Raw genomic sequence first — 16,544 nt, 5'->3', positions numbered from 1 at the left:
TCGCGGCCGAAGGCCGGTCTCCGAGCCTCTATGGAAAGGCCGCATCGTGTTGGCGTTCACATGTGTCGTGCTGCAGGTGCAGTCGGCGGAGATCTTGCAGTGCCGCGACGGGAAAGGGGTGCCGGAACCACTTCGCCAGGTAACCATCCTCACCGTGGAGCCGCAGTACTGATTGAGCAGCCTCCAAGACGGCATGACCGAGGACGGTTCGGGGTTGCGTGGAACCCCAGACGAGTGTGCCGTCTTGGTCGGACGCGTCGAAACTTGTGGACATGTCAGGAAAGCGGTAGATCGCCATGTCGACGCCCACGCCCCTGCGTCGCAGTACCCACCTCACTTCGGCTGGCTCAAGATCGAAGGAGAAACGCTGGACATCTGAGGGTCCGTAGAGACCGGCCACACTGTGAAGCAAGTCGGAAAGGGCATCCGTGCAGTAGCTGACGACGTCCTTCCGCTCCGCAGAGTCGTCTTTGATGCGGCAGGTTGCCCAACCACTGCCGCTCAGTTCCCAACTGAACTGGAGTTCATTCGTCATCCCGCCCCTCCTGCTGATCGTCTCCGGAGACGGTACCGCCGCAGAGAAGACGCGCTGGCGACTTCGGTGCGGTGGCTCGCGCGGCGGCGGCGCGGCCGCGTCGGGCAGGGAGATGCGTCCCGGATCGGGCGACCGGTTCGGGCAGGGAGCCACGTGGGGCGGCCGCTGGGAGAGCGCGGTGGCCACGGTGCGCGCCGCAGCGGCGCTGACCCGGCGGACCTCCTGCTGATCACCACCAGTCGAAGCGCCAGGCAAGCCCGACTGCCCTGGTCTCAATCGCCTGCCGAATCGGGGGAGCCGGTGTGGCCGAGACGGACGATGAACGGGTTGTCCTCTGCGGCTGAGATGTTCACGCCGAGCGCGACCGGGGGGTAGCCGGTGACGAGCAGGGTGTATTCGCCCTCGTCGAGGTCGGTGAGGAGGTATTCGCCGGTCTCTCCGGTGATGGTCCCCGCGACGGTGCAACCCGCGGCATCGATCAGCGAGACTCGGGCGCCCGGTATCGGTTGGTCGGTACCGCCGATCAGCACCGCCCCGCGCAGTACGAAGGCGGCGGGGAGGTCCAGCCTGCAGTACGTATGGGCCACCGGATGGTGGCGCGGGGTGCTGGCCACGACCGTGACGTTGTCGGGTTGTGGCGCCTCGAAGGAGCAACTGCCGTCCGCCACGGTGTGACCTGAGGCGAGCACCTCACCGACCGGGTCGGTGACCACGACCACGGCCTGCGCGATGGCCTCCCCGCCGACCGCGCTGTGCACCTCGCCGTCAGGCTGCCGCTCCGGTGGAGCACGACATCGTGCTGCAGCGGCTCGCTGCCCATCACCACGGACGATGCCTCCGTGCGATGCCGTTCCGCGGCGGCGACCAGGGTGACGGTGGTTCCTGGGATCGCTGTGCCGTCAGCCCCGCGAACCCGTCCGTGAATCACCGCTCCGCCAAGGGAAGTTGCTGGACCATCAGCGCGGGCCGACGCCGCGCGAGCGGGTCCGTCGGAGGGCCGCGCAGCGCGGGCCACGGGCTTGCGGCTGCTTGCCGCGTGGAGGGCGACCATGGCCGCGGCGGCCAGCAGGATCAGGCCGGAGGCCCAGATGGCGTGATGGAGTCCGGTGACGAAGAGGCGGCCGGCTTTCGGGTCGAGGCGGCCGCCGCCCCCGTGGCCGTGGGGAAGCTTCGCGTAGACGAGGACGCCGAGGATCGCGACGCCGAGCACCTGGCCGAGCTGGCGCAGTGCGTTGTGGACGGCGGAAGCCATCCCGGCACGGGCGGCCGCGACGGAGGTGACCGCGATGGTGGTCATCGGCGTCAGGCTCAGCCCGACACCGCCGCCGACCAGGGCGAAGTCCCACCAGATCGCGCCGATCCCGGGCATCACACCGCGGATCGCCCGCAGGGGTGCGGACTCCGGCCGGCGACTCGGTCGGCATCGCTGGGTCATCGAACCCACCGTCTCCTGGCTCGCCGGATGCCGCAGACTGCACCGTCGCTACGAACGCAAGGCCGACCACTTCCTTGCCTTCGCCGGCATCGCCGCGGCTCTCATCTGCTGGCGGCGCCTTTCACTGCGGTCGTGCGGCGGGCTGCCACTACGGGACGTTCCAGGCGGAGATGAACGGTTGCCCGTCCTCAGTGGCCAGGAAGCTCAGAGTTCCGGGATGTGGGTGGCCCAGCAGTCGGCTGGCCGACGCGTCCAGGCCCAGCCACCGCACGGTGAGCACGCGCGCCAGATGACCGTGAGCGACCACGGCGACGTCGCCGTCGTTCAGCAGCGGCCGGATCCGGTCCAGCACCGCGTCCGTGCGCGCGGCCACCTGCTCGAGCCGCTCACCGGGATGGTCAGCGTCGCCGGGAATGACGCCGTCCCGCCACAGGTCCCAGCCCGGCCGCCCTTCCCGGATCTGCGCGGCGGTCAGGCCCTCATAACCGCCGTAGTCCCACTCCACCAGGTCGGGATCGGGCCTGACGCCGGTCAGGCCCGCCAGCTCAGCCGTCCGCATGGCGCGGTTCAACGGACTGCTGAACACGCCGACCAGCGGGCGTCGGGCCAACCTCGAAGCGAGCGCCTTGGCCGATGCCTCACCCGCGTCAGTCAGCGGAACGTCAGTGCGCCCCGCGTGCTGGCCCGACAGGCTCCACTCGGTCTGGCCGTGCCTGATCAATATCAGCTCCCCCATGGGCGAGCACGCTATCTGATCATGCAACACGGCGGGCCCGATTGCCCGTCTTCGCTCCCGCCATCTGCCGCCACCAACTGGCCGAATAAGATGGCTTCTTAGCTTGAACTTCAACCTCCACCCGGTTACCAGGAGGCGCTGGGTGACGTGAACGGCTACGAGCAGGTCCGGCTGTGGTGGACCAAGAGCGGGCCAGCTTGGTGATGACGGCCGCCGTCGAGGCCCGCGCTGGGGGCCTGACGGCGAGTGACGTCAGGCGGACCGGCTGACGTCGTCGAAGTCGGTGGAGGCCGACAGCTCGGCCCATGCCAGCATGTCGCGCTCGAAGGCGTCGCGTCCGGCCTGGACGAGCCGAAGCGCCTCGGTGCCGAGCAGCAGGCGCGTCGGCGGCTGGTCGGCCGCCACGATGCGCAGCACCGCGGCCGCGGCCTTGTCCGGGTCGCCAGGTTGGTGCCCGCTGCCGTGGATGCGCCGGGCGCGCAGCGGCTCGAACAGCTCGTCGTAGTCGGCGATCACACGGGGGGCGCGGATCATCGAGCGACCGGCCCAGTCGGTCCGGAAACTACCCGGCTCGACGGCGGTGACATGGATGCCGAAATCGGCGACCTCCTTGCCGAGCGTTTCGAGGATGCCCGACACCGGCGTCAGCACCGGCCTGGGCCGCGCACTCGCGTGCGCGGCGTTGGCCGCGGGCCACCGGGTGGTGGGCACGGTGCGCACGCCATGGCAGCCCGAGACCTCGCACGGGCAGCACGCAGATCATGAGACGCCCGCCGGTCCGCGAGGAGCGGTCGGCCGTGGTGGCTGCGTCCCATGAGCCGGGATGGGCGTGAAAACTCAAGGTCAGAGGAGGGGAATCGCGCAACCCCGTGGCGTGGGGGCGCGCCTGTTTCCGGTCCGTCGGGCGTGAGTCCGGTCCCCGGGAACCCCACGCGCCCCGCACGGCGTCTTGGCCGCTGTCACCACTGAGTAGCACGGAGGTCAGGCCAAACCATGGCGCACGACGGAAAGCAGCCGACCGTCCGGGTGGCCGACGGGATCGGCGACAACCCCGTCGAGCGGCCGGGCGCCGGCATCGGCGGGGCACTCGGCGTCGTCAGGCGCTACCGCCGCGCGCTGTACGGCTTCACCCTCCGCGTGTCCGCCCTGACGGCCGTGCTCGGCTGCGTGATCGTGGCCGGGGGGTTCGCGGCGACATGGGACACTTTCGAGGCTGTCCGGGACTATGCGGACTCCAACATCGCCAATGAGGACTCGTACGTGGCCTACGCCGACGGCGGCATGTCCCCGTTGGTACGGGTCGGTGCCGTGGTGTCGCTACTGCTGTTCGTCCTGGCCCTCCTCGTCGTCTCCGTCCTGCACGCCGCGTACGCCGTCGGTGACTCCCACGCCAGGCGCGACGGCGGACCGCTCGCCACCCGCGAGTTGTGGCGGCGCACCCGTCCACGCTTTCCGGCCGCCCTCGCGGTCAACGCGCTGACCGGGCTGGCTGTGGGCGCCATAGAGGTGACGGGTCTGGTGTTGTGGGGCCTCATCCAGAGCAGCGACGTGCCCGGTGTCGAGCCCCCGTATCTGCATGAAACCGCGACCCCGCAGTACACGCTGGTCGGATGGGTACTGCCGATCGCCGTCGGGTGTCTCGGCCCGCTGCTGTACTTCCGCCTCTCGGCGGCCACCGCCGAGTCGGTGCTGGAGCGCCACTCCCCGTTCGTGGCGTTGCACCGCTCCTGGGTGCTGACCCGCCACGCACGGTGGCGCACGCTCGGCGTGGGCACGCTGGTCACTGTGGCTGCCGTGTCCGTCTTCGGGCTGGCCCGGTACGCGGCGGCTCCCCTGGCGCACCTGGCCGGGCTCGGCATGCTGTGGCTCAGCGATGGCAACGTGTGGATCACCGGCGTGCTGGTGATGATTCTGCCGACCGCCGTGGCCCTCCTTCTGCTGCCCCCAGTGGTCATGCCGCTGGTGTGCGCGGTGTTCGCCCATCTCCATGGGGACCTGCGGGCACGCGAGGAGGCGACCATGCAGGCTGACACGTCGAGCTCTATCCTCCACCGATGACATCGGCAGCATCGATGCCGCTGGGTCGCCCTGCCTCTATGCCCTGACAGCAGCCAAGCAGCGAGACGACATCACGAGTTCAACCTCCTCACGGGAAGAACCCGCACCCACAGCACGGTGGGGCACCGATCTCGTCGTCCACGCTCCCCTCGCTCGTCGCACGGATGTGGGCGGACGCGGATATCCAGGAGGGACACACGGCGCTGGAGACCGGCGCCGGCACCGGCTACTCGACTGCGCTCGCGAGCGCGCTGTACGGCTGCGGATACACGCCGACGCCGGCGGTCGCGGACGCAGCTGTACGGGTCCTGGTTCGAGGCGTCCATCGACAGGATCGTGGCCGCCTGCTCCTTACGCGTCGTACTCCCGGCCCTGCTTACGCAGACCCGGCCGGGCGGGAAGCTCCTGCTCACCCTGTCGGGCTGACTCTACGGATACGCCCGCGTTCTGCTCACGGTGAACGGCGACGGCACCGCCGAGGGCCAACTGATCGGCGGCACAGTCTCCTTCATGTCTGCCCGCACCCACGCCGCGCGGTCTTCGGCAACCCCGCTCACCGGGCTGCGGGCCTGCCCAGGCCGGGCGTGCAGCCCGACACGCCCCGGAGCGGATCACTGCCGCCACCGCGGAAGCGTTCCACCTGCGGTTCCTCGCCCAGTGCGCCGTGCCTGACGCGCAGTTGACCCTCGTCGGCGAGGCGGTGCGCCTAGGGCGCGTGTATCGAAAGTGCCTGGTGAGGATGGCGGAGAGCCCATTTGTGATCCAGAATGATTGGATGGTCACGCTTGAGACTCCCCGTTTGATCCTGCGTCGCTGGCGCGAGGAAGACGTTGCACCCATGGCTGCCGTCAATGCCGACCCCGAGGTCATGCGGTGGATCCGTGACGGCAGCGTCCGTGACGAACAGCAGACTCGCTGCGGGGTCCAGGCATGGGAGAGCGAGTGGGAGTCACAGGGCTTCGGCCTGTTCGCCGTGGAGATCCGGTCAACTGGCGAGCTGGCCGGGTTCACCGGCCTTTCGGTGCCCGACTTCTTGCCGGAGGTACTGCCGGCGGTTGAGGTCGGCTGGCGGCTGGGACGTTCCCACTGGGGGCAGGGCTTGGCCACCGAGGCCGCTACGGCCGCTGTACGGTTCGGGTTCGAAGAGCGAGGGCTGGAGCGGATCGTCAGCATCGCTCAAGTGGGCAACGACGCCTCCGAACGGATCATGACCAAACTGGGGATGCATCCGGTCCGTGAGACCGTCAATCCCACCTGCGGTCGGCGAGTACGGGTGTTCGAGTTGTCGTCGGACCAGTACGTCACAACCACTCGTTGACAGCGGCAAAGTTTATGGCCACGGCTCGATGTCTCTTGAGGCGATTGGTGCCGCACCCGTCGGGGCGCACACGGGGCCTGCCGTACCCCAGTCGGGGCACCCGGATGCGGCCCAGCACGACCTCGAACTGCGGAGAATCCCCGCGCTGCCGGCCGTGATCACGATGGACATGGGCTTCTGCCTCTGTTCGACGGCCAGGTGCGTGTGCGTACACCCGACCCCAGGGTCCGTACTCGGCGGGCATGTCCCGCCACGGGACATCGGTGCGGACCCGGAACCGTATGCCGTCGATCGGCTGTCGCCGGGCCCACGTCAGCGGGCGGCCGGGGTTCATGCCCATCGGCAACAACGGCTCCAGCACCGCCCACTGCTCGTCCGCCAGATCTCCACGTGCCACGAACCAAGATCATCCCACGACCAAGATCCGCTTTCGATGCACGCCCCAGTCGACGTCGTCACCGGCTCCGCCGCCACTCTCACCCCATCGACGGCCGTTCGGAGGTACGCGAGGACGGCCCGGCTTCTCGACGCGGCGGGTGTAGACGCCGAGTAGGTAGGCCGTGGTGACCGCGCTGATGAGAGGCTTGGGAACGGCGCATTCGACGGTCCCCGCGTGGGTGTCCCACTCGCGCGGGCGATACCCGTTGCGGTGGTTGACTCTCTCGTCGCCGACCTGGCCGTATTCGGCTCCGCAGAGGGTCGCCCTCCGCGGACATGAGCGCGTCGGCGAACGTCTTGACCATCTCGTGCAGCAGAGCGGGACTCACCGCGGCGAGGTTGTCTTCCGCGAGGGCGTGCGGGGGCACACTGTCTGGAGCGGTCATCGTGCTGATCTCCTTCGGGCCTTCGACATCTCCAAGATCACCCGGTGGCCGTTCTTGTATCCGGACACTCATTCCGACACCAGGGCGAACGCCCCGATCAGGTGGGAGCCCGTCGGTCAGCGGTCCTGTGACTCCCAGCAGAACCACATCCCTGCATCCTGTTCTGGCCGTCCAAGCCGATGCTGCTGGGCATCGTCACTCGCGCTCCCCTTCCCCGGTCCGGCCCGTTCATCCCGCGGCTGGACAAGCTGGTAACCGGCACGTATTCGCGGGCTGTCGTATTCGTCAGCGTGCGACCTCGGCCCGCTCCGGGGCGGAGATCAGGCGGGGCACGGGCGGACGTAAGCGACCACGCCGAGGACTTCGACGAGGGTCTTGGTGACGACGACGGCCGGTGCAACGACGTAGGCGGCGGGTAGGGCGAGGGCCTGGGGCATGACGTCGTCGGTCAGCACGAGCGGCAGTTGGGAGGCGCAGTCGGCAGGGCCGGATCTTCCGACACCGGGAATGGGCGACCGGCACGGTCGGTTGGACGTGCTGGTGAACAACGCGGCGATCACCTATGACACCTGGCAGTGGGCCTGCGGGTGGTCCGGGACACGGTGCCGCCGAGTAGGGATCGATGGAGGTAGCGGTTCGTGGAACTGGGTGTGTACGGCCTGAGTGCCAAGGCGACGCTGGGGCCGGCCGACACGGCACGGCTGGCCCGCCGGGCGGAGGAGTTGGGTTACCGCTCCTGGTGGGTGGGGGACCACGTGGTGCTGCCCAGCCCCCGGGTGCCCGACTCGCCGATGGCACCCACCGACCCGATTCTCGACCCCCTGGTGCATCTGTCCTATGTGGCCGCGCTGACTGAGCGGATGGAGCTGGGCACCGGGATCCTCATCCTGCCGCAACGCAATCCGGTGGTGCTGGCCAAGCAGGTCGCCAGCCTGGACGTGCTGTCCGAGGGCCGGGTACTTCTCGGCGTCGCGCCCGGCTACCTCGAGCCGGAAATGGCCGCGGTGGGTGTGCGGCTTTCCGAGCGCGGCGGCCGCACCGACGAGTACCTGGACGCGATGCGGCAGCTGTGGACCGAGCCGGAACCGGCGTTCCACGGCCGGTACGCGAACTTCGAACACGTGGACGCGTATCCGCGCCCGGTGCGGCCGGACGGCCCGCGGATCATGATCGGCGGGCACAGCCCGGCCGCGTACCGGCGTGCGGTCGTCAAGGGGCACGGCTGGATCGGCAACGGCAGCTCCCCAGAGGACCTGGTCACCCACCTCGAAGGGCTACGCAAGGCCGCGGCCGAGGTGTCCCGGCCGGCGCAGCTGGGCCGGTTGGAGATCAACTTCATGCAGATCAATCCGGTCGAGGTGGACGCGGACAGCGCGCTGCGCTACGCGGAACTCGGCGTGGACCGGCTGCTGGTCTACCCGCTGCCGCTGGAGGACCCGGTCGAGGTGGGCGCGTTTCTGGAGAGGCACGCCGATCTCCCGCACTGACCGGGCCAGGGCTTCGGCGCAGTCATGTGACGTCCAGTTCGTGATGAGTCGTTGTCGTCCAAAACCGACGATCATCGGTAGCAGGCCGAGGGCGTCGAGGGCCTGAGCACCCGCTCCAAGGCCCCGAAGCCGTCCCCGAACGCGACGCACGTCGAGGTGGTCGGGAAGAGTATCTACCTGCGGCAGAACTACCACGCTGCCTGCCGGCCTCCCAGCGCTACAAGCGTCACGACCGCAGATGGAAGCGGTACGACGCGCGGTTTGGTCTTCGCATGGCGCGGCACGAAAAAGAGGATGGGGCACCTCGACCGCGCGGCAGCTGACGCATGATCACCAACTGCTCGACCAGGGCGCTCCGGAGCCGGCGCAAGGTGACGGCCGTCAGTTCAACTGGGTGTCCCACACCGTCACTTGGGTCCGGCTCACCGTTCCGTCGTAGGACAGCACGTGACCTGCCGCCACCCGGTGCTTGAACGCGTCGTCCATGCAGAATGGCAGACCGGCATGGTTGGTCAGCAGGGAAGTGGGCTGAGTACGGAGCAGGTTCGCACACCCGGACGCCGTGGGGGGGTTCCGATCCGGACCACGGTGCGATGACCGTGCTCTGGCCGGCGCCCGCCTGGATCTTCCCGCCGTACACCCAGAACGAGGCAGTGATGTCCTCGGCGGACGGGGAGACCGTGAGCGGCAGATTCCCGACGTCCAGCGAGTCGCCGTTTTCTTCGGACATGCGCACGGTGCCACGGCCGAGAACGGCCGCCGACTGCTGTGCGGGGGTGTCCGAGGCGGGCACCGACGGGCGCGGCGGAGCCGTTGCCGGGGTCCTGTCGGTGGTTGCCGGCTGGGTGTTCTTCGGCTGGGCCGTTTCGCCGCCTGAGGAAGGCCACAGATAGGCCGCGAGTGCCACCAGAGCGGTCAGTACTCCGGCTGAGGCCGCAACCGCTTGCCATAAGTGCTGTCCCCTTGCCCCGCAGTGGCGGTCTGGCGGACCGTCTCGGCTCCGAGGATGCCGCTGCCGCCGATGCCCAGGACCGTCTGGACGGACAGGGTAGGGGGCGCCGAATCGGCAGCGCGGCTTCCAGGTCCGGCGCGGATGGATGTCCGTGGGCGCTCAAGCCAGATGGTGCTGCTGTCCGGCCCAGCCGATCTCGCGTACCTCGATGGCCCCGGTATGCGGCATGTACGGAATCCGGCGGAGGTGTCCGAACGTCTCGCGGATCTCCTCGACGCTACCGGGATCCCGTACGTCCGGCCACGCACGTCGGTCCGCGCGCACCGGCTCGACGGGTTCCAGGACCTCGCGCAGCGCCTCCGCCGACAGCTCGCCCATCACGTCGGAGGCCAGCTCCTCCTCCACCACCAGGCCGTACCGCACCACGTATCCCCGCGCTCGTGATCATCTGCGCCGACATCGGCCCCGGCCTGGAGTGGCAGCCCGGTACGGGCACTTCGGCCGTCGACGCCTTCCCCGGCGAGCGCCACGATCTGGCCGTCGGCGGACACGGGGTGGCGTTCACGCCCTTCCTGTTCCGCGACCACGCCGTCACTGTGTCGACCTTGCTCTGCCACCCTGGATCCGGTATCCGGCCCGCGGTCTTGCCACGGTCCGGCACACGGACGCGACCGCCCCTCCGACAGCTCTGGCCGACTTGATCGGTGCCCGCGCCCACATCCTCGCCCTGCTGACGGAACCGGCGACACCACCGGTCTGGCCCACAGGCTGGGCGTCAGCCCGGGAACGGTCAGCCAGCACCTCGGCGTCCCGCACCGGGCCGGTCACATCGCTCGGCAGGCGTACACGCCCGCCACCTGGTCGAGGTCCCCGGCACCAGGGTGGGCCTACGCGTTGGGTGCGCGGAGATAGTTGTGTGCCAGTTCCCGCAGGCGGTGCCCGTCGAAGCTGCGGCCGTGGCCCGGGTGGGCGCTGGATATGTCCAGGTCGGCCAGGAGTGCCAGGCTGCGCCGGTAGGCCGACGGGTCGGATTCGGGGAGATCGTCGATGAGGTGGCCGTTGTAGATGACGTCGCCCGTGAACAGTGCCCCGGTGCGCTCTTCGAGGAGGGCGATGCAGCCGGGGGTGTGTCCGGGGAGGTGCAGGACGGTCAGCGAGCGCCCGCCCAGGTCGATCACGTCCCTGTCCTGGAGCGGGTGGTGCACCGTGAGCGGCTCCACGCGGTAGGTGCGAGGGTCGTAGCCGGTGTGGGGCAGCGCGTCGATCAGCAGGCCGGGGAGGTCTTCTCCGGATGGATCCATGCCGAGTTCCGTGTAGAGCTCGGGGCCGTACAGGCTGGCGGGTACGCCCTGTGCCAGGGTCTCTTCGGCGGCTTTGTGGGCCGCCCGTTCGCGGAACTCGTGCGCTCCGCCGACGTGGTCCAGGTGCGCGTGGGTGAGGACGACCAGCGGGTCTCGTTCGAACATGCGGGGGATGTGCCAGCGCAGGGCGGCGACGCCCAGGCCCGCGTCCACGACGAGGTCGCGGTCCGTGCCGCGCAGCCACCACAGGTTGGCCCGCACCAGCTTGTCGGCGTGCGGCTCGGTGATGCGTACGAGGCCGTCGTCCAGTTCTTCCAGCTCGTACCAGCCGCGAGCCCGCGCCAGTGTCATCGGCCTGCCCCGCTCGCGACGAGATGCCGATCAGCGAAGTCCAGGTCTTGCAATGAGAGCACGGCAGTCACCTTCCTTGAACGAGAATCGGTCCTTCCCCGACAGACGACGGGGTAGCCATGCCACCGGATCGGTGGCCCGCGCGCGCCCGGATGCCGAGGTCGCTGACCTGGTCGAGGTGGTGCAGCTTGTCGGGGTTGTTGATGGAGTGGATCGTCTGGATCCGGCCTTCGGCGATGCCGAGGCCCAGGACGCCGACCAGCCGGTCCTGCACGTCGTACGCCAAGGCACCGGGCTGGCCGTTGACTTCGGTGAGGCGGATGCGTATGCCGTGATGTGCGTATGCGGAGAACCCTCGCAGCACGGTTCGAGCCACACGCTCCCGGCCGCCCACCGGCCGGCCGAGTGCCGGCACCTTGCCGCCGCCGTCTCCGTGCAGCGCCACGTCCTCAGCCAAGAGCGTCTCCAGTGCTCGCAGATCGCCCTTCTGCGCGGTGGCGAAGAAGCTCTGGGCCAGCTCTTCTCGTTGCCGCTGTGAGGCGTGGTAGCGCGGTCGGCGCTTGCCGAGGTGGTTGCGGGCCCGCGCGACCAGGTGCCGCGTGCCGTCCACGTCGGTGCCGAGAATCTCGGCGATCTCCGCGTACGGATAGTCGAATGCCTCGCGCAGAAGGAACGCGGCTCGTTGGCGCGGCGACAGACTTTCCAGCAGCACCAGGAACGCCAGCGACAGCGAGTCGGCCATCTCGGCGAGGTCGGCCGGCGTCGGACCGGTGACCAGCGGTTTCCGGGAGCCACTCGCCGACGTACCTTTCCCGCCGTACGCGTGCCGAGCGGAGCTGGTCGATGGCCAGCCGGGTGGCCAAGGTGGCGATGTACGCGCGCGGCGAGGCGATGGGCTCGTCCCGTTGCAGGGTCTGGTGCATCCGCAGGAACGCCTCCTGTACGACGTCCTCGGCTTCGCTCACGCTGCCGAGCATGCGGTAGGCGATGGCGAACGCCCGGGGGCGCAGCTCGCTGTACAGGTCCGAGGCGGACATACCGGCCTATTCCAATCCCTGGGTGAAACCCGTGCGCCAACTCGGGTACGCAGGCGTCCAGTTCAGCTCGCGCTTGGCCTTCTCGCTGGAGATCCCACGAGCCCGCGTCATCGTATCCACCGCGGCCTTGCCGGCCAGTGGACGGACGAGCCACGCGGGAATGCGGCGCGGCGGTTTGGCGCCGAGCGCGTGGGCCAGTTCCGGAAGCCATACGTGTACCGGTGCCGGCTCGTCGTCCGCGACGTGGTAGATCCCGGACGTGCCGCGTTCGATGGCCGCGACCGTGGCCGACGCGGCATCGGCGATGTGCACCAGCGACCACACCCCGCCACCGCCGCCGACGATCGGGAACTTCCGCCTGCGGATCTGCGCGGCCATGACGGCGTCCGGCGCGGCGCTCATGCCGGTCCCCGGTCCGTAGAAGCCGCCATAGCGCAGCGCGATGCCCTCGGCCCAGCTGATGCCCGTCACCGATTCCTCCAGGTGGCGCAGTGCGGCCACTGCCTCCGCGCCGTCCGGCGGCGGGTTCGGCTCGAGCCGGCCGCTCTCGTCGGTGACCGGGCCGCCGGTGCGTTCCATCCACAGAGCGTTGCTCTGGGCCACGAACCGGCGGATGCCGACGGCGCGTCCGGCGGCAAGCAGATGGTCGGTACCCTCGGTGCGCAGCCGGTTGGTGGCGGCCGCCATCCGCTTCACGCTCTTCAACCCGGCCGGTCCGCTCAGCGCGGTGAGCTGGTGGACGATCACCTCGGGCTCGGCCTTGGCCACCGCGTCGGCCACAGAGTCGGGGTCGAGCGCGTCAACGATGACCGGTTCGGCACCGAGCGCGCGCAGGGCACCGGTCCTGGCAGCCGAGCGGGTGGTGCCGACGACCTCATGGCCGCGCGCCACGAGTTGAGTCACAAGCCGGCTGCCGACGGCGCCGGTCGCGCCGGCAATGAAGATCTTCATGGCATCTCCGTTCGTCGTGCTGACATACAGGAGACGGGGCGCCCCGGCAGCCCATGATCGGCTGTGACCCGGTTCACAGGACGGCACGGCGGTCCGCGACCGCAGCGCGCAGGAAGTCCAGGATGATCGCGGCGGTCTCGTCGGGGCGCTCGTAGTGCGGCAGGTGTCCCACGCCGTCGAGCGGGCGCAGGTCGGCGCGGGAGAAGACGGTGCGCAGGACCTCGTCCGGCGGCATCGGGGTGATGGGGTCCTGGCGCCCCCACACCACCTGGACGGGAATGTCGCGCGTGTCCAGGAACCGGTACAGGTATTCGGCGCCGTGGATCGGGACGTTGCCGAGCGCGGAGAGCAGGCTGCGCTTGAAACCCCGGTAGCGCAGTTCCGGCAGCAGACGCGCCTGAACATGGGCGACCACGCGCGGGTCACGGGAGTAGCCGGGCAGGCGGGACTTCAACGCCCGGTTTCCGGTCAGCCGGAAGAACGGCCCACCGATCCCGGGCACCATGGACAGGCGCAGGCCGAGGTTGAGCGGGGTTGCGAACCCGTCGGGGGAGACCAGACACACGCCGGCGACCCGTCCGGGATGGTGCACGGCGAACTCGGCCGCGATCGGGCCGCCGAACGCCAGCGCGACGAGCGTCACCGGGCGGTCGACGCCGAGCACCTCCAGCAGGTCGGTGATCTGTTCCTCGAACAGTGCCTGGCTGTAATCGGTGTCGGGACGGTCGCTGAAGCCGATGCCGTACCGATCGAAACGGATGGTCCGGTACCCGGCCCGTGCCAGCTGTTCGAACAGTCCGTCCCACACCCACAGCGACAGGGTCGCTCCGTGAACGAACAGGACCGGCTCTCCTGATTCGGGTCCATCCACCAAGACGTGCGTCATGCCGCGGCGGAGCCGGACGAAGGATCCGGGCGCATCCCGTCTGGCGCGGGCGTCCATGGTGATCGTCTCACCGCGATGGCGGTGCAGCAGGACGGGCAGGGCGATCGCCGTACCCGCGAGTGCTAGACCGGAACGCAGATTCATCGGGTGTCACTCCTTGGTCGAGGTTTACGTTTCGCCCCTAGGACGAGACAGCTCCCCGTGTCATGACATTCCCCTGGGCAGGAGCCGTGGTCTCGGCATGGCTGACGAGCGTCATGGCCGTTGCCGGGCGTCTGGCCGTCGTAGCGGCGGCGGTTTATCGGTATGACGTCAGTTTGAGGTTGGCGCCCCTCCGACGGCCGGTGAGCCGGATCCGGTTGCCGAGCCACCGCAGGCGGCGACTTGCTTGCCGTCGACCACCACGAGATTCCGCGAAGCCGTCGGCTTCCACCTTCGGCGCCGGCACCGAAGGCGTGGTGGGCGGTGTCGCCGGGCCGGTGAAGGCGCCGTTCACTTTGTTGCTGGGACGGTATGACGCCGCAGGAGACTTGCGGCTGGTCGCGCGGACGATCCCGCTGGGTAGGGCTGTGCGACGAGAGGTCGCCGGGCGCGTGGCATCTGCCGGGCGGAGGCACCATGGCGCGGACGAAGCTTCAGTGCCTGCTGGGCGCGGCGAGGTGGAGTACCACCCGGCGCTTCGTGGCCAGGTGGCGGGGCTCATCGCGGCGCGCCGGTGGCGTACGCGTTCTACCTGCGTTCGGTGTGGGGTCGGTCGCGGAGGCCAGCCGGGGCGCCTGGGAGTACCCGGTCGTCGTGCGTAGGGACCGGTCGACGGGCGGCCTGCGGCCGGCCCGGCTGTACTGACCCGGCGCCCCTGGCAGGGAGCCGAGTACCGGAAGGTGCCCCACCGAGTGGTGAACGGGCAGTTCGACCCGGGGAGAGCACGTTGACCTTGTCCCGGTCTGACCTGATGCCGTTGCTGGAGTCACTGCGTACGGCCGACGGAGTCGAGACGATCAGGGTGTTGTGCGAACGCAGCCTGCAGCCGAGGCGCAAGTGGCGTAGGACACAGGTCGTTCGCGATGCGGGGATCAGTGCGTGGACCCTGCGGCCGCAGGCGGATTGGCAGAGGCGCTGGGGGTCAGGTGTCGTAGGAGCGACGAGATGATCAGAATCAGTGGCGGAGCCGCAAGCGCTGTCGCCATGAGGTGCGGCCGGTGTCGGCATCTCCCGCGTCGGGGGCCGGGTGAGAAGGGGCGGACTCGGTGAAGTAGGCGCTGTCCTTGGGGCGGTTTCGTTCCGTGGTCAGGCGGGGGCGCGGGGCCGGCTCCAGGTGGGGGATGTGCTTGGAACAGTGGACGTAGGCCTCCTCGACCGTGAGGTGGGCCCACAGGTGGGGTTGGCGACCGGGCGCGGTGTCGGTCGGCAGATGCGGGTACCACGCGCGGAGGTCGCGGTCGGTGCACAGCCGCACTGTGCCATTGACGTGCAGCCCTATGTGATCATGAGTGAAGTCCATGAACAGCATGCCGAGGTGGGGGTTCTCGGCCATGTTGCCCGCACTGGCCAGGACACCGTTGCCCCGGTATTCGGGGTAGGTCAGAGTGCGGTCGTCGAGGGAGACGCAGAATCCGGGCGGCCCGGAGTGGAAGCTGCTGTCGCAGGCTCCTCGGGAGTCGGCGGTCGACAGGAACACCATGCTCTGCCGGGCTATGAACTCCCGCAAGGCGGGAGTCAGGTAGGGGTGTACCTGACGGTCGTAGAAATCGGCCGCTCGGTCACTGGTGCCGAGTTGCTGCTGCAGCAGAGGACAAACGCGTTGGATGAAGGCGGCGACCTCCTGGCTGGACAGGACGTCTTCCGGTGTGGCGCCAGGAACGGAGCGAAGGAGTTTGCCAGCCAGGCGCAGACGGAAGTTGGCCTGGCGCACGTTGAAGGGGCCGGACTCACGCAGTGCCTCGCGGCGATGGCGAACAGGGCATCGGCGTCGGCTTCGTAGGTGCGGCCGTTACACACGAAGCGGAAGACAGCCTCGTCGTCCTCACTGACCGTCAGCAGTGGTGAGACTCGGGCACGGTGGGGACGGCAGTTCTCCTCGGCGGCCCGCCCCAGCACGTCGGCCAACCGGTCCTCACCTTTGAGGAAGGCCGCCTCGGGGGAGTCGGTGTCCGTCGCGGATCTGGAACCGTCGCCGGCCAGGAGGCGGTCGAGGGTGAGGGTGGTGACGTCTCCCCGCCGAGTGCGGGCAGGACCTGCCCGGCGTAATCGAGGAAGCCCTGGTGCGGGCCCACGACGAGGACGTCCTGGGCCGAGCAGCGCTGGTTGTCCAGTAGCCACATCACGCGGTAGAGGCCCACTGCGGTCTTGCCAGTCCCCGGTCCGCCCTGGATGACCAGAGCGCCGGGCCGTTGATGGGCCACCAGCAGCAGTTGTTCGCGCTGCACCGTGTCGACGATGTCGCGCGTGGTCCCGTTGCGAGGCAGGTTCAGGTCGTCCAGGAGCAGCGCCTCCAAGGACGGAGTTGCGGCATCCTCCTCTCGGCTCGCTCCGGCTGCGGAACCCGGCCCTTCCTCGGCCGGCACGTGCGATACGTCGACTAGATGATCTATTCCAAGGGGTCAGTGATCGTAGGCGATCAGTGAGCGCAGGACGAGCTGGCCGGTGTGATCGTTGTGCCAGGTCGCGGCGGTC

16 protein-coding genes and 5 pseudogenes are annotated in these 16,544 nt (G+C 69.3%); 6 read left to right on the top strand and 15 right to left on the bottom strand.

Annotation, left to right across the window (positions count from 1 at the left end):
- Window positions 1-28: 28 nt before the first annotated feature.
- Together ACH47Z_RS41295 and ACH47Z_RS41290 are read right to left on the bottom strand one after the other, a co-directional pair.
- Window positions 29-535 carry a hypothetical protein gene (locus tag ACH47Z_RS41295; RefSeq protein ID WP_399083855.1) on the bottom strand — a complete coding sequence of 169 codons (507 nt, stop codon included), beginning with the start codon at window positions 533-535 and terminating at the stop codon, window positions 29-31.
- Between the two features lie 272 nt (window positions 536-807).
- Complete coding sequence (locus ACH47Z_RS41290; RefSeq protein ID WP_399083852.1) at window positions 808-1,293, bottom strand: carboxypeptidase regulatory-like domain-containing protein; 486 nt, start codon at window positions 1,291-1,293, stop codon at window positions 808-810.
- A 609-nt stretch (window positions 1,294-1,902) separates the two neighbouring features.
- Here ACH47Z_RS41290 and ACH47Z_RS41285 point away from each other — a divergent pair.
- A pseudogene (locus tag ACH47Z_RS41285) lies at window positions 1,903-2,079 on the top strand (transposase); the annotation flags it as partial.
- 39 nt (window positions 2,080-2,118) lie between these two features.
- Here the strand turns inward: ACH47Z_RS41285 and ACH47Z_RS41280 are convergent.
- Both ACH47Z_RS41280 and ACH47Z_RS41275 read right to left on the bottom strand, forming a co-directional pair.
- Complete coding sequence (locus ACH47Z_RS41280) at window positions 2,119-2,706, bottom strand: histidine phosphatase family protein (RefSeq protein WP_399083849.1); 588 nt, start codon at window positions 2,704-2,706, stop codon at window positions 2,119-2,121.
- A 252-nt stretch (window positions 2,707-2,958) separates the two neighbouring features.
- Window positions 2,959-3,345 (bottom strand): annotated as a pseudogene (locus tag ACH47Z_RS41275) (short-chain dehydrogenase/reductase); the annotation flags it as partial.
- A gap of 354 nt (window positions 3,346-3,699) precedes the next feature.
- Here ACH47Z_RS41275 and ACH47Z_RS41270 point away from each other — a divergent pair.
- The 3 genes and pseudogenes from ACH47Z_RS41270 to ACH47Z_RS41260 all read left to right on the top strand — a co-directional run bounded on the left by ACH47Z_RS41270 (window position 3,700) and on the right by ACH47Z_RS41260 (window position 6,082).
- On the top strand, window positions 3,700-4,764 hold the full coding sequence (locus ACH47Z_RS41270; RefSeq protein ID WP_399083846.1) for a hypothetical protein: 1,065 nt from the start codon (window positions 3,700-3,702) through the stop codon (window positions 4,762-4,764).
- Window positions 4,765-4,850: 86 nt separating this feature from the next.
- A pseudogene (locus tag ACH47Z_RS41265) lies at window positions 4,851-5,473 on the top strand (SAM-dependent methyltransferase); the annotation flags it as partial.
- Between the two features lie 66 nt (window positions 5,474-5,539).
- Window positions 5,540-6,082 (top strand): GNAT family N-acetyltransferase, encoded by a 543-nt coding sequence (locus tag ACH47Z_RS41260; protein WP_399083938.1) that lies wholly within the window; start codon window positions 5,540-5,542, stop codon window positions 6,080-6,082.
- Here the strand turns inward: ACH47Z_RS41260 and ACH47Z_RS41255 are convergent.
- The 3 genes and pseudogenes from ACH47Z_RS41255 to ACH47Z_RS41245 form a co-directional block, all read right to left on the bottom strand.
- Complete coding sequence (locus tag ACH47Z_RS41255) at window positions 6,066-6,416, bottom strand: transposase (protein WP_399083935.1); 351 nt, start codon at window positions 6,414-6,416, stop codon at window positions 6,066-6,068. The two genes, ACH47Z_RS41260 and ACH47Z_RS41255, sit on opposite strands and share 17 nt — an antisense overlap.
- A gap of 72 nt (window positions 6,417-6,488) precedes the next feature.
- Window positions 6,489-6,722: pseudogene (locus tag ACH47Z_RS41250) on the bottom strand (hypothetical protein); the annotation flags it as partial.
- A 504-nt stretch (window positions 6,723-7,226) separates the two neighbouring features.
- Window positions 7,227-7,361 (bottom strand): hypothetical protein, encoded by a 135-nt coding sequence (locus ACH47Z_RS41245; protein ID WP_399083843.1) that lies wholly within the window; start codon window positions 7,359-7,361, stop codon window positions 7,227-7,229.
- Between the two features lie 183 nt (window positions 7,362-7,544).
- Here ACH47Z_RS41245 and ACH47Z_RS41240 point away from each other — a divergent pair, with 183 nt between their 5' ends.
- Window positions 7,545-8,393 carry an LLM class F420-dependent oxidoreductase gene (locus ACH47Z_RS41240; RefSeq protein WP_399083840.1) on the top strand — a complete coding sequence of 283 codons (849 nt, stop codon included), beginning with the start codon at window positions 7,545-7,547 and terminating at the stop codon, window positions 8,391-8,393.
- A 1,111-nt stretch (window positions 8,394-9,504) separates the two neighbouring features.
- Here the strand turns inward: ACH47Z_RS41240 and ACH47Z_RS41235 are convergent.
- The 7 genes and pseudogenes from ACH47Z_RS41235 to ACH47Z_RS41205 all read right to left on the bottom strand — a co-directional run bounded on the left by ACH47Z_RS41235 (window position 9,505) and on the right by ACH47Z_RS41205 (window position 15,579).
- The gene (locus ACH47Z_RS41235; protein ID WP_399083837.1) at window positions 9,505-9,768 is read right to left on the bottom strand and encodes a hypothetical protein; all 264 of its coding nucleotides are present in this window, start codon (window positions 9,766-9,768) and stop codon (window positions 9,505-9,507) included.
- A 464-nt stretch (window positions 9,769-10,232) separates the two neighbouring features.
- The gene (locus ACH47Z_RS41230; RefSeq protein ID WP_399083834.1) at window positions 10,233-10,997 is read right to left on the bottom strand and encodes an MBL fold metallo-hydrolase; all 765 of its coding nucleotides are present in this window, start codon (window positions 10,995-10,997) and stop codon (window positions 10,233-10,235) included.
- A 67-nt stretch (window positions 10,998-11,064) separates the two neighbouring features.
- A complete protein-coding gene (locus ACH47Z_RS41225) occupies window positions 11,065-11,739 on the bottom strand; it encodes a sigma factor-like helix-turn-helix DNA-binding protein (RefSeq protein ID WP_399083831.1) in 675 nt (224 codons plus the stop codon).
- Window positions 11,740-11,878: 139 nt separating this feature from the next.
- Window positions 11,879-11,974 (bottom strand): annotated as a pseudogene (locus ACH47Z_RS41220) (sigma factor); the annotation flags it as partial.
- A gap of 66 nt (window positions 11,975-12,040) precedes the next feature.
- Window positions 12,041-12,985: an NAD-dependent epimerase/dehydratase family protein gene (locus tag ACH47Z_RS41215; RefSeq protein ID WP_399083828.1), complete on the bottom strand. Its 945-nt coding sequence runs from the start codon at window positions 12,983-12,985 to the stop codon at window positions 12,041-12,043.
- Between the two features lie 73 nt (window positions 12,986-13,058).
- Window positions 13,059-14,015: an alpha/beta fold hydrolase gene (locus ACH47Z_RS41210; protein WP_399083825.1), complete on the bottom strand. Its 957-nt coding sequence runs from the start codon at window positions 14,013-14,015 to the stop codon at window positions 13,059-13,061.
- A 1,012-nt stretch (window positions 14,016-15,027) separates the two neighbouring features.
- The gene (locus ACH47Z_RS41205) at window positions 15,028-15,579 is read right to left on the bottom strand and encodes a pyridoxamine 5'-phosphate oxidase family protein (RefSeq protein WP_399083822.1); all 552 of its coding nucleotides are present in this window, start codon (window positions 15,577-15,579) and stop codon (window positions 15,028-15,030) included.
- Window positions 15,580-15,597: 18 nt separating this feature from the next.
- On the opposite strand from ACH47Z_RS41205, the gene ACH47Z_RS41200 reads away from it, so the two are divergent.
- The gene (locus ACH47Z_RS41200; protein WP_399083819.1) at window positions 15,598-15,852 is read left to right on the top strand and encodes a hypothetical protein; all 255 of its coding nucleotides are present in this window, start codon (window positions 15,598-15,600) and stop codon (window positions 15,850-15,852) included.
- A gap of 52 nt (window positions 15,853-15,904) precedes the next feature.
- On the opposite strand, the gene ACH47Z_RS41195 is transcribed toward ACH47Z_RS41200, so the two are convergent.
- Window positions 15,905-16,366, bottom strand: coding sequence for a UvrD-helicase domain-containing protein (locus ACH47Z_RS41195; RefSeq protein WP_399083816.1), 462 nt, complete (start codon window positions 16,364-16,366; stop codon window positions 15,905-15,907).
- Between the last annotated feature and the right edge of the window lie 178 nt (window positions 16,367-16,544).

This window comes from Streptomyces sp. NPDC020192 (genome assembly GCF_044388685.1).
GTDB lineage: Bacteria > Actinomycetota > Actinomycetes > Streptomycetales > Streptomycetaceae > Streptomyces.
The sequence above is the reverse complement of the archived record's forward strand: the minus strand, read 5'-3'. Positions and strand labels throughout refer to the sequence as shown.